This window comes from Candidatus Kryptobacter tengchongensis (genome assembly GCF_001458555.1).
GTDB lineage: Bacteria > Bacteroidota > Ignavibacteria > Kryptoniales > Kryptoniaceae > Kryptonium > Kryptonium tengchongense.
The window spans coordinates 1-12547 of the sequence record NZ_CZVH01000053.1 but is presented as its reverse complement, the minus strand read 5'-3'; the positions used below and the strand labels follow the sequence as shown (position 1 = coordinate 12547).

At 36.3% G+C, this 12547-nt stretch carries 12 protein-coding genes; 9 read left to right on the top strand and 3 right to left on the bottom strand.

Translation table 11 applies throughout. The annotated features are described in order from the left end of the window. From AT685_RS04865 to AT685_RS04855, 3 genes are all read right to left on the bottom strand, one after another. A partial coding sequence (locus tag AT685_RS04865) for a TRAP transporter substrate-binding protein (RefSeq protein WP_072151771.1) occupies window positions 1-973 on the bottom strand: 973 nt, incomplete at its 3' end. Between the two features lie 17 nt (window positions 974-990). Then, on the bottom strand, window positions 991-1167 hold the full coding sequence (locus tag AT685_RS08670) for a TRAP transporter TatT component family protein (RefSeq protein WP_081040594.1): 177 nt from the start codon (window positions 1165-1167) through the stop codon (window positions 991-993). Then, entirely contained in the window at window positions 1112-1870 is a 759-nt protein-coding gene (locus AT685_RS04855) for a TRAP transporter TatT component family protein (RefSeq protein WP_072151770.1), read from the bottom strand. The genes AT685_RS08670 and AT685_RS04855 overlap by 56 nt, the downstream gene beginning before the upstream one ends. 174 nt (window positions 1871-2044) lie before the next feature. Between AT685_RS04855 and AT685_RS04850 the strand changes: the two genes are divergently transcribed. The 9 genes from AT685_RS04850 to AT685_RS04810 form a co-directional block, all read left to right on the top strand. Next, window positions 2045-3007 (top strand): M23 family metallopeptidase, encoded by a 963-nt coding sequence (locus AT685_RS04850; protein ID WP_072150357.1) that lies wholly within the window; start codon window positions 2045-2047, stop codon window positions 3005-3007. Between the two features lie 7 nt (window positions 3008-3014). Then, window positions 3015-3245: a DUF2795 domain-containing protein gene (locus AT685_RS04845; RefSeq protein WP_072151772.1), complete on the top strand. Its 231-nt coding sequence runs from the start codon at window positions 3015-3017 to the stop codon at window positions 3243-3245. Window positions 3246-3313: 68 nt separating this feature from the next. After that, the gene (locus AT685_RS04840; RefSeq protein WP_072151769.1) at window positions 3314-5305 is read left to right on the top strand and encodes a BamA/OMP85 family outer membrane protein; all 1992 of its coding nucleotides are present in this window, start codon (window positions 3314-3316) and stop codon (window positions 5303-5305) included. A gap of 19 nt (window positions 5306-5324) precedes the next feature. Further along, on the top strand, window positions 5325-6479 hold the full coding sequence (gene holB, locus AT685_RS04835) for a DNA polymerase III subunit delta' (RefSeq protein ID WP_072150355.1): 1155 nt from the start codon (window positions 5325-5327) through the stop codon (window positions 6477-6479). After that, window positions 6476-7534, top strand: coding sequence for a PSP1 domain-containing protein (locus tag AT685_RS04830; protein ID WP_081040592.1), 1059 nt, complete (start codon window positions 6476-6478; stop codon window positions 7532-7534). The genes holB and AT685_RS04830 overlap by 4 nt, the downstream gene beginning before the upstream one ends. A 70-nt stretch (window positions 7535-7604) precedes the next feature. Then, window positions 7605-9665 carry a methionine--tRNA ligase gene (metG, locus tag AT685_RS04825; RefSeq protein ID WP_072151768.1) on the top strand — a complete coding sequence of 687 codons (2061 nt, stop codon included), beginning with the start codon at window positions 7605-7607 and terminating at the stop codon, window positions 9663-9665. Between the two features lie 55 nt (window positions 9666-9720). Continuing rightward, on the top strand, window positions 9721-10998 hold the full coding sequence (locus AT685_RS04820) for a Glu/Leu/Phe/Val family dehydrogenase (protein WP_072150353.1): 1278 nt from the start codon (window positions 9721-9723) through the stop codon (window positions 10996-10998). 61 nt (window positions 10999-11059) lie between these two features. Next, window positions 11060-11773 carry an outer membrane beta-barrel protein gene (locus AT685_RS04815; protein WP_072151767.1) on the top strand — a complete coding sequence of 238 codons (714 nt, stop codon included), beginning with the start codon at window positions 11060-11062 and terminating at the stop codon, window positions 11771-11773. 25 nt (window positions 11774-11798) lie between these two features. Continuing rightward, a partial coding sequence (locus AT685_RS04810) for an MFS transporter (protein ID WP_143713129.1) occupies window positions 11799-12547 on the top strand: 749 nt, incomplete at its 3' end.

Sequence of the window (12547 nt, the reverse complement as noted above, 5' to 3'; positions counted from 1 at the left end):
GGTATTCTTCAAGGGCTTTTTCAATTTTATTGAGCCACTCCTCGGTGAAAAGTTTTCCAACAAGCATTTTTCTTGCTTTTTTGCCTATCTCATCGTATTCCTCAAGGAGTTTCTTTGATGGTGGCTCTGTGATTATTATGCCGTTTTTCTTCAATGTCTCAACTGCCTTTTGATTTTCTTGTCTGCTTAACTCAACAAGTTTTCTCATATATTTTTTCCCATTTCGCAAAAGTATTTCTTGGAGTTCTTTCGGAAGTGAATCAAAATATTTTTTTGATATTAGGAGTGCTCCCGAAGCATCGGTAAGAGGGACATTGTGCATATATTTAATTTTTGTAAACCATTGAGTTGCCAAGATCGCAAGTGGGGAAGCATAAACCCCATCTATCAAGCCAGTTTGCAGGGATGTTAAAACTTCTGTAACGGATAACTGGACTGGTGTAATTCCAATAACTTTATATGCAACCTCTGCGATTGGGTCTCCTTGCCAAGCCCACATTTTAATTTTCCTCAAATCTTCAATCCCGTAGATTGGAGTTTTTGTGAAGGTATAAACAAAACCAACTTCCGCCCACCCAAGTAAAACGAAACCACCCTTTTCAATTTCTTTTTCAAATTCGTCGTTAAATTTTTGATAGATATAATCAACCTCGTCATAGCTTTTAAATAAGAACGGTGAGTCAAGAACACGAAGATTTGGAGCTATTTCTCCAATTCCAACTCCTGTGAATCCACCGGCATGATATTGTCCTATGCGGATCTTCTTTAACACATCAATTTCATCGCCAGCTACGCCACCGGCATAAATTTTGAACCCAAGCCTTCCGTTGCTTTCTTTTCTTATTTGAGCGTCGTATTCACGCAGGACATTTATCCAAGTGCTTCCTTCAGGTGCGATTGTTGCAACTTTTATTAAGTATTCTTGCGCTATGGCAAAGTTCAAAAGAAAAAAGAAAAGCAGGAGTTTTCGCATATTTTTACCTCTTTTGTTTAAAATAGTTCATCAATCATCCCTTTAAATTTTTCTGCTTTCTTTTTCGCAATGATGTTTAAAAGCTCTGCATCTTTTAAAAGATGCGGTGGTGATTCAATTACATGGTTTAAAAGTTTTTCAAAAAGTTCCTTGTCCTGTATTTGAACAGCGTAGTATCTTGCATAAAAAAACATAGGGGAGAAGATATTTGCCTTCTGAAATTTTTATACATCTTTCAAAATACTCTTTCCCTTTTTCAGGATCACCACCAAACATTTTGGGTCTTGCAGATAATAAAACGCCAAGGAACATGTTCCCAGAACCATAGAAGTAATTTTCATCAAGTTGGATTGAGCGTTTAACCATTGCTTCAATTTTGGGAATTTGGGCAATTGCATCTGGGTCATCTCTGGATAGATTAACATAGCTTCCCCATGCCATTGCAGTCCAAAATAAAATTGGCACATCTTTTTTTGTGAATGAGCTTTTTAAGAGATTTTCAAATTTTTCAAATTCGCTATCAAGAGTTTTTGAAAATTTTTTATTTTTAGTTTTTAGAAAATTTATCCCGTAATCAAAAGCTCTTTTATAAAGAAATTTTGCCCTTTGTGGGTCTTCATCTTCAACAAATCCCAGCGCATATCCTGTGTAACCCTGGACAAGCAGGGTAACAATTTTTTCGTTGAGTGAATCAGCGTTATAAAGGGCTTCAAGTAATTTAAGGTTTGCGGGTATGCTTGAGCTTGCCATCACATAATCAGTTTCGCTAAATATCGCCTTTACACCGGCATCAAATATATCCGATGCATATCTTATAGCCATCTTTTGAACGCTACACGCATTGAATAAAAAAACAAGGGTTAACAGAATTTTAACTTTGGTGTTAAGTTTTAACATAAAGCAGTTCATTTTTATTTTGTAAAAATTTAATCAAGATGCTTTATAAAATCAAAAAATAAGAAAAGATTGTTTTTCGGGGTGAGATAACGAATCAAGGCTTTCCAAGGCTCTTGACAAATTGATTAAAATTCATTATCTTCAATCAGAAACCTAAAATAAACAGGAGAACCTATGGGAAGGAAGGTTTTTTACATTGATACGGAGAATTTGAGTTTTAATGAGGTAAGAAACATTCAATTAAAATTTTTATTGATGATCTTTCTTATTGTCATTTTCAGTTTAGGTTTCCTTTTTGTTTTAAATTATTTTACAGGTGATATTCTTGGTTTTGGGAAGGCGAGGGCTGAGAAGTTACAGCGTGAGAATAATCTTCTAAAAGAACAATTAAAGGTTTTAAGGGAAAAGTTTCAGCAAATTGAAAGCATGGTTGCGAAGTTGCTTGAGCAAGATAGGGAATTGCGCCTTGCGGTGGATTTAAAACCAATTGATGAAGACATAAAGAAAGTCGGCGTTGGTAGCGTTGAAGAAAAGTATGAGTTCAATCTTTCGGATGAAGAAGCGGAAAAGTTGCTTGCTGAATCATTTGCAAAACTTAGTAAACTTGAGAGGGAAGTTAGATTGCAACAGAAAAGTTATGAGGAAATTTACAGACAATATAAAATTAATCAGGAAAAATTCAGGCATATTCCAGCAATTTTACCTTTAAAAGGGGGATTAACTTCAAAATTTGGTTACAGAAAGCATCCAATCCTTGGTGTGTGGGCAATGCATGAAGGGGTTGATCTTGTCGTTGATGTAGGGACACCTGTTTATGCAACTGGAGATGGCGTTGTAAGCTATGTTGGATATAGGGGAAGATATGGGTTGCTCGTTGAGATTGACCACGGATTCGGTTATGTAACTATTTATGCACATCTTTCAAAGGCTTTCGTTAGAGAGGGGCAAAAAGTGAAGCGTGGGGATAGGATAGCTTTAAGCGGTGCTACAGGGCTTGTAACGGCTCCACATTTGCATTATGAGGTTTGGAAGGATGGAATTCCACAGAATCCATTAAATTATTTCTTTGAAGAGGTTGATCCAGCGGAGTATAAAAAACTTGTTCAGGAGCAAAATAACAAAACTAATGGAGGTTGATAGGAATATGTTGTGGACGCCTGAATTAATTCGCTATCTTGAAGGTGCGCCATGGCCTGCAACAAAGCAGGAGATAATTGAATATGCCAAGAGAATTGGAGCTCCACCTGAAGTAATCCAAAACCTTGAGGAACTTGAAGATTCAGATGAAGAATATAACGGAATTGAAGATATTTGGCCTGATTATTCACCTGAAGATGAGGACGACTATCTCTACGGTGAGGAAGATGAATATTAACTCTTTCACCCGTCCCGACACTTATATCTTGGGGCGGGTTTTTCATCTTTTAATTAATTTAGGTAAAGATGAGAAAGTTAATTTTTGTTCTTTTAAGTATCTTGATTACGGTTCTCGGGGCACAGGAGCAAAATTTTGAATTAAAAAAGATTAGATTTAAAGGGAATAGAACTTTATCTGAAAAAGAGTTATATTCAGTTCTCGTTTCAAAGGAGAGCCCATCCAAATTTTGGCAAATACTTTACAAGATAAACAATCGGCTCGGGGATAAACCGCAATACCTTGAAAGGGTCAAAGTCATAAACGATATAACAAACTTGCAAAATTACTATTTTGACAACGGTTTTTTTGATGTTAAAATTGACACCTTGATTGAGTATGATTATGAAAAAGAAACGGCAAACTTAACATTTTTGATCAATGAGGGACAACCTTATGTTAATGATAAAATTGACTTCATCGGATTTGATGAACTTCCCGACTCTTTAAAAAAAATTATTTTTGACTTTTCGTTTCTCAAATCTGGAAATAGATACAGAAGAATGGATGTTGAAGCAGAGGTTCAGAGAATTTTGAATATACTTTACGATAATGGTTATCCAAATGCTTATGTTGATAGGTCAAGGATTCGTATTTTGGTTGATTCAACAAAAAAACTTGTTTCTGTTTTTGTCCCCTTCAATGCGGATGGAAGATTTTTGATAAGGGGGATAAAGATTTTTTTTGAAGAGGCAAGTAAAATGAAAATATCTGATGATTTGATAAGGCGTGAGATTGAATTTAAAAGTGGGGAATTTTACAACCGAAGTTTGATTTTAAAAAGTGAGACGAATTTATTTGAAACTGGTTTATTTGAGGGAGTTAAAATTAACATTTGGCAGGTTGAAGAAAAGGACACGATAAATTTTGCGGATATCGGAGTTTCGGTTGTCCCAAGAAATAAGCAGGACATTGCTCCATCTATTTACTTCAGTGATGAAAGAAATGCTTTTAATGTTGGTATCTCGCTTGATTATCAAAATAGAAATTTTCTTGGGGGAGGAAGAAATCTTTCATCAAGTATAAGATTTCAGATTCAAAGTTTAAACTTTAAAAAATTGCCAACGCTTACAGATACGACGAGCGCAGGTTTAATTGAGATGAACTTAAAGTTGAATCAGCCCTATCTTCTTGGGCGCAAAATTCCTGGGGAGATTAGTTTATCTTTGATGATTGACAAACAGAAAAGTTATCTTTTAAACATCACGCGAAATAGACTCAGATTCGTTTACAGACCAAATGGAATTTATTCTGGATTTTTAGATTGGGATATTGAAAGCGTAGACATAAGGTTTCAGAAGTCAATTGACATAACCCTTGCTAAGCTTTATCAGAAGCAGTTAAACTCTATTTTAAGTTTCACAATGCAAATTGATAAAACCGATGATTTAATTTATCCACGATCTGGGTATTCACATACTATTTCAATTGAAGAGGGCGGGATAGTTCCATATTTGCTTGGTCAGATGGGGATAAAAGTTTTACCTTTCTCGCAATATTATAAATTTGGGTGGCTTTATAGACGATTTTTCAACTTGAATAATTCAGTTTTTGCGTTTAAATTTAAATTAGGTATATCAAATGAATTTTTTATTAAGTCAGCAAGGAAGTTTGAGTTGCAACCTATACCGATAAACAGAAGATTTTTCGCTGGTGGAAGCGCAAGCGTGCGTGGATGGAGAGTAAGAGAACTCGGGAATGTCCCTGACCCATCTCTTGGTGGGAATGCACTCATAGAAATGAATTTTGAGAATAGAATAATTTTTTGGAAAAATTTCGGCGGTGTGTTCTTTGTTGATTTTGGAAATTTGTGGGATGATATTAGATATGTTAAATTGAATCAATTTGCTGTGGCTGGTGGATTTGGGTTAAGATATATTGCATTCTTTGGAGGTTTTCGGCTTGACTTCGGTTTTAAAGTTTATGATCCAGGTTCAAATACCAAGGTTATCTTCAAAAAAACGGGCAAACAGATTTTAAAAGACATGGTGTTTCACTTTGGAGTAGGTCAAACTTTCTAAGAAAAAATTTAAAAACCTGATGGCTTGGTCAAATGTAATTGGTCAAGATAGAGTAAAACAGATTTTAATCAATGCGATTTTAAATGGGAGAGTAGCACATGCATATTTATTTTATGGACCTGAGGGGGTTGGGAAAGATGCGATGGCGATTGAATTTGCCAAAGCATTAAATTGCGAGCGAAAAAAGGCGGAAGCGTGCGATGAATGTAAAACTTGCAAGGGGATTTCGGAGTTTTCACATCCAAATGTGAAGTTGATTTTTAAATTACCCCTTGGGAAAAATGAAACGAAAGAGGATTCACCACTTGAAAAACTTGATGAGGCTGAAATAAAAATCATACAGGAGCAAGTAAGGCTTAAATCCCAAAATCCCTATCACAAGATTAACATCCCACGAGCCAACAGCATAAAGATTAATAGCATTAGGGAAATTAAGATGGAAGTTTCGCATAGCACATTTATTCCAGGGTGGCGTGTGATAATTGTTTCCGAAGCTGATGCGATGACCGAACAAGCGGCGAACGCTTTCCTTAAAACGCTTGAAGAACCAACACCAAGGACAGTGATAATTTTAACCACGGCAAATAAAGATAAACTTCTCCCAACGATCTTGTCAAGATGTCAACTTGTTAGATTTTCCTATCTCTCCGATGATGAAATAGCCAAAGCGCTTGTTGAAAGATATGAATTGAGCGAAGCGAGGGCGCGTCTCATAGCACGACTTGCAAATGGAAGCTTTGGTAAAGCAATTGAACTCCTTGATGTAACGATCAAAGATAAAAGAATAAAACCTGTTGATTTTCTTGCAACGATTGCGTCTGGGAGGATTGTTAAGTTGCTGATTGAAATTGAAAAAATTGTCACCGATTATGAAAGGGGCGAGATTGAAAATTTTCTCAATATAATTCTTACCTGGTTCAGGGATGCGATGATGCTTAAAATTGGGATGGAGGATAAGATTATAAATGTTGATATGATTGAAAGATTAAGGAAATTTGTTGCAAATTATGGTGAGTTTGAATACCAAAGAGCGATTTCACTTGTTGAAAAAGCAATTTCACAGGTTGATAAAAATGTTCAGTTGAATTTGATCTTGATAAATCTTTCAATTGAGCTTTCTGAATTAATGAACAAAGCTTATCAAAAAACAAAACAAATTGGCATACTTCAATGAATAGGCAAATAGATTCACCATTCTGGCTTGATGAAAGCTGGGAATCATTTGGAAGTGGTTGGGAGCAACTGGATAAAACATTTATTGCGGGGATTGAAGCTGAATCTTCTGAAATTGAAGAAGCTAAACTTCCCTGTGAATCTTGCTTTAAAAAACCTTTTGATCCAGAGCTTGCAAAAATTGAGCACACACTGAACCTTGTTGAAGTTGAATTTAAAAGCATGCGCCGTGACTTTTTTATAAATGATCAAAATCTTGAACTTAAACCAGGAGATTATGTCCTCGTTGAGGCAATTCGTGGCGTTGACCTTGGTCGTGTTCATTTAGCAGGGGAAAAAGTTCACCAAAAGCGAAACTTTTTAGGCGTAGTTGGACAGGTGATGAGAAAAGTTATACGAGTTGCAAATGAAGAAGATTTGAAAAAATTGATGAAAAACAGAGAAGACGAAGTTAAGGCATACTATATTTTCAAGGAAAGGGTAAAACTTTTCAATCTTGAAATGAAGTTAATTGATGTTGAATATCAATTTGATAGAAATCGCCTTACATTTTATTTTACAGCAAATGGGAGGGTTGATTTTAGGGCTTTCGTTCGTGATCTGGCTAAAATTTTCAAAACAAGGATTGAACTTTGGCAAATTGGCGTCAGAGATGAAGCAAGAAAAATAGGCGGGATTGGAAGCTGTGGGAGAACTTTGTGTTGTAACACATGGCTTGAAAAATTCAACAAAGTTACTCTTGTTCATGCGAAGTTTCAAAATCTTCCTTTAAATCCGATAAAGTTATCGGGACAATGTGGAAGGTTGAAATGCTGTCTTTTGTTTGAAATGCAGACATATCTTGAAGCGTTGAAAAATTTCCCGCCAATTGATTACGAGATACAAACTGAAAAAGGCATTGGTAAAATTGAAAAGTTTGATATCTTCAAAAACTATGTTTATGTGCATTATGGGAGTGATCTTTGGGAGAGGTATACGCTTGATGAGATAAAGAAATTTATCCCAAGCGAAGTATTTGAAAAAAGCAAAGAACTCTTTTCAAACGGGCTTGGCTAAATAAGATTGTTTTAAAGTTTTTGTTTTATTAAATTCTTAACGAAGTTCGCCAACAAAAAACGAATTTACCTTGAGCAAAAATTTTAAGAGAATCCTCGTAACAGCTGCACTTCCATATGCAAACGGACCTATTCATCTCGGGCATCTTGCCGGTGCTTATCTCCCTGCGGATATTTATGTTCGCTATCAAAGATTGAAAGGGAGAGATGTCATTTATATCTGTGGTTCAGATGAGCATGGGGTTCCGATAACAATCACGGCTGAGAAAGAGGGAATCAGCCCCCAACAGGTTGTTGATAAATATCATTATATGAACAAGGAAAGTTTTGAAAAGTTTGGGATGAGTTTTGATAATTATTCCAGGACTTCTCTTCCAATTCATCATCAAACTGCCCAGGAATTTTTCCTTGAGCTTTATAAAAAGGGGGTACTCAAAGAGAAAACAACGAAGCAACTTTATTGTGAAAAAGATAAAATGTTTCTTGCTGATAGATATGTTGAGGGTATTTGTCCTGTGTGTGGTTCGCCAGGGGCAAGGGGAGATCAATGTGAGAAATGTGGAAGCTGGCTTGAACAAACCGATCTAATTGAACCGAAATGCAAAATCTGTGGGACAACGCCAGTAATCAAAGATACCTCTCACTGGTATTTACCTTTGGGGGATTTCCAAAAACGGATTGAAGATTGGATGAGCACAAAAACGGATTGGAAGGAAAATGTGAAGCAGTATGTTTATTCGTGGTTTAAGGAAGGTTTGCAAGATAGAGCTGTGACAAGGGATTTACATTGGGGGGTTAAAGTTCCCATTCAAGGTGTAGAAGGAAAAGTGATTTATGTGTGGTTTGATGCTTTGCTTGGATATATCTCTTCAACTAAGGAATGGGCTCAAAAGATCGGGCAACCTGAGAAATGGCGTGAATACTGGCAAAGTCAAGACACAAGATTAATTCATTTCATCGGAAAAGATAACATCGTTTTCCATTGCATAGTTTTTCCAGCAATGTTGATGGCGTGGAACGATGGAAGGAGTGATGAAATTTATATTCTGCCTGATAATGTTCCAGCAAATGAATTTTTAAATCTTGAGGGGAAAAAACTTTCAACAAGTAGAAATTACGCTGTGTGGTTAAATGAATATCTTGAAAAGTTTGAACCAGACCCTTTGCGTTATGCCCTTGCGAGTATCTTGCCAGAGACCAAAGATACTGATTTTTCATGGAAGGAATTTCAAGCAAGAAATAACAACGAACTTGCTGATATACTTGGTAATTTTGTTAACAGGACTTTAACATTTGTTAAAAAGAATTTTGAAAACAAAGTTCCAGAGAGATTTGAACTTGAAGATATTGATAGAGAGTTAATATCAAAGTTGAAGGAATATGCAGATAAAATAGCGGAAAATTATGAAAATTTCAGGATAAGAGATGGGGTCTTTGAGACGATGAACCTTGCAAGATTTGCAAATAAATATTTTAATGACACAGAGCCATGGAAAATGATAAAGGAAAACCCAAGGCGAGCCTCAACTTCAATAAATCTTTGCCTTCAAACGGTTAGAGCTCTTGCGATTTTATTTGAACCCGTTTTGCCTTTTTCCGCAAGGAAGATATGGGAGATGCTGAATCTAAAAGATGATATTGTGAAAGCAGGCTGGGATAGCGCCTATAACCTTATGCTTGAAGCAGGTCATCAACTTGGTGAACCCAAAATTTTATTCCGAAAAATTGAAGATGCCGAAGTTGAGGAAGAAATAAAGAAATTGAAGATAGCCTCCGGGGAAATCGTTGAAGAGAAAATTGAATTTAAACCTCAAATAACGATTGAAGATTTTGAAAAGATTGATCTTCGTGTTGCTGAAGTTGTTGAATGTGAAAGAGTAAAAAATTCCGAGAAGCTTTTGAAGTTGAAAGTAAAGATAGGAACTGAGCAAAGGCAAATTGTTGCTGGGATAGGCAAGCATTACAAGCCTGAGGATCTAATTGGGAAAAAAGTTGTGATTGTTGCAAATCTTAAACCAGCAAAGTTGATGGGTATTGAATCTCAAGGAATGCTCCTTGCAGCTGTCAAGGATGAAAAATTAACAATAATTACCACACTTGGTGAGATTGAAAGCGGAAGTCAGGTAAGATAAGTCCCGAACATTTAGTTCGGGATTTTTTATTTAAAAATAAAATGGAGCAAAAACTATGATAACTGAAAAAGAAAAAGCACTTAAAAACGGGGCAAGGTCAATTTATGACATGGCCCTTGAAACATTTGACAAGGCAGCTGACCTTTTAAATCTTGAGTGGGACATTCGTGAACATATTAAGTATCCAGAGAGAATTTTGATTGTTAATTTTCCGGTTCGTATGGATAACGGTAGGGTTCAACATTTTGAAGGTTATCGTGTTCAATACAGTACCGCTCGCGGTCCAGCAAAGGGTGGTATAAGATATCACCCAAATGTTACACTTGATGAAGTTAAAGCACTTGCTTTCTGGATGACATGGAAATGCGCAATTGTTAACATCCCATTCGGTGGTGGGAAAGGTGGTGTGGTTTGCAACCCGAAAGAAATGTCACTTGGAGAACTTGAGAGATTGACAAGAAGATATACCGCTGAAATCTTGCCTTTAATAGGTCCTGAAAAAGATATACCAGCTCCAGATGTTTATACAAATCCGCAGGTGATGGCATGGATAATGGATACCTATAGCATGATGAAAGGTTATGCTGTTCCAGGGGTTGTTACAGGGAAACCAGTTCAACTTGGTGGTTCCCTTGGTCGTGATCAAGCGACTGGTCGTGGAGTGTTCTATACAACTCAAAAGGCAGTTGAACATCTCGGGATGAAACTTGATGGTGCAACAGTTGTGGTGCAAGGATTTGGGAATGCTGGTTCTGTTGCAGCAATGTTATTTGAAAAAGCAGGAGCAAAAGTCATAGCTGTAAATGATTCAAGGGGTGGAGTCTATAATGAAAAAGGTCTTGATGTGATGAAACTAATTGAACATAAAAATAAAACAGGCTCAGTAATTGGATTCCCAAATTCCGAACCAATAAGTGCTGATGAACTTCTTGCGTTAAAGTGTGATATTCTTGTCCCAGCAGCACTTGAGAACGCCATCCACGAAGGAAATGCTGGAAAGATCAATGCAAAAATTATCGCTGAAGCAGCTAATGGACCAACCACGCCTGAAGCTGACGCAATTCTTGAAGATAAAGGTGTGTTTGTAATTCCTGATATACTCTGCAACGCTGGTGGGGTTACGGTTTCATATTTTGAATGGGTGCAGGATGAACAACATTTGTTCTGGGATGAAGAGCAAATTTATGCTATGCTTGAAAAGATAATGAAACGTGCTTTTGATGAGGTTTTAAATATCCATCTTAAGAGAAATGTCTCAATGAGAATGGCAGCTTATATGCTTGGGATTGGAAGGGTTGCTGAAGCAGTAAAACTTCGTGGGCTTTATCCATAAGTTAAAGTGAGCGGGGTTTTTTCCCCGCTCCCATTTTTAATAAAATTTAAATCAAAAATAAATGAAAAAAGCAAAAGTCGTTCTGCTTTTAACATTTCTTTTTCTTGTGAGTTGTTTCTCACAAAATTTTACCCTTTCTTTTTACCTTGGCAAAAACATTCCTCAAAATACTTATTTGAAAATATCTCAAGACATAAACAAAACATTTTTGCGATTTGAAAACATTGAATTAACAGATAAAGCCTTTGAGTTCCCGCTTTATTATGGTTTAAAGCTTTCCTATGATTTGAAATTCATCAACCCAAAGGTCTTCGCAGAGGCTGAATTCATACATTCAAAAGTTTATTCAAATCCTTCACAATTCGTCCAGGTATTTGGAATTTACAGGGATTCGCCGATTGATACGCTTATGAGATTTGGCGCTATAGTTCAAAATTTTTCAATCTCCCATGGTTTAAACTATGTAATTTTAAATTTTGGATATAAGATAAATTTTAACCCTGTGACTTTAGCTTTTTTGAAATTTGGTGTGGGACCTTCAATTGTGCACTTTGAGACAACAGTGGATTCCCTTCCTTTTGAAAGATATGAAGTGAACGGCTTCGTTGTTCAATTTTCAAGTGGTTTTAGTTTGAAGTTCTATAATAAGGTAAGCGGTTTTATTGAATTGAAATATACAAGTGGAGAAATTTTAAACGCTGGAATTTTCGGAGGCACAGCTGAAACTTTTATCAAAATGTGGCATGTTGTTTTTGGGCTTGGTTATAGTATCTGAAGTAGAAGACATTTTTTTAAGATAGATGGAGACTTGGCGAAAAAATCTTTACATTGTTTGGATTGCCCAGTTTATCACGATGATGGGGATGAGCATGATTGTCCCGTTTCTGCCGTTCTTTATAAGAGAGCTTGGTGTAAGAGATGAGGCAGACATTGCAAGGTGGAGTGGGATTGTTTTTTCGGGTCCTTTTATAGTTTCTTTTTTTACAACCCCTTTTTGGGGGACACTTGGGGATAGATTCGGGAGGAAATTAATAATGATCAGGGCAATTTTCGGGCTTGGTATAGCGCAGGTTTTGACGAGTTTATCTCAAAATGTTTATCAACTTTTTATTTTCAGGGTTATTCAAGGCGCCATAAGTGGGTTTATTCCATCTGCACTTGCTTTTGTTTCTGCGGAGACACCCTATGAAAGGAAAAGTTACGCTATTGGGGTTTTGCAAACCGCAACATCAAGCGGTCAGTTATTCGGACCCTTATTTGGTGGAGTTCTTGCTGATTTGATTGGGTATAGGCATATTTTTCAATTAACAGGATTAATTTGTTTTCTTGCTGGTTTTCTTTTGATTTTTGGGGTTGTGGAAACAAAAAGAAACAATTTTGAAAATAAAAACAGTGAGTTGAAAACTCTTATTGAAAATTATCATTTTGCTTTTGTAGACAGAAAAATAAGAACTGGACTTGTTTTGATATTTTTAGCCCAAATTACGGTTATGATTGTTCAACCAATTTTTGCATTGTTTGTTGAGTATATTTCTGGTGATGTTAAACA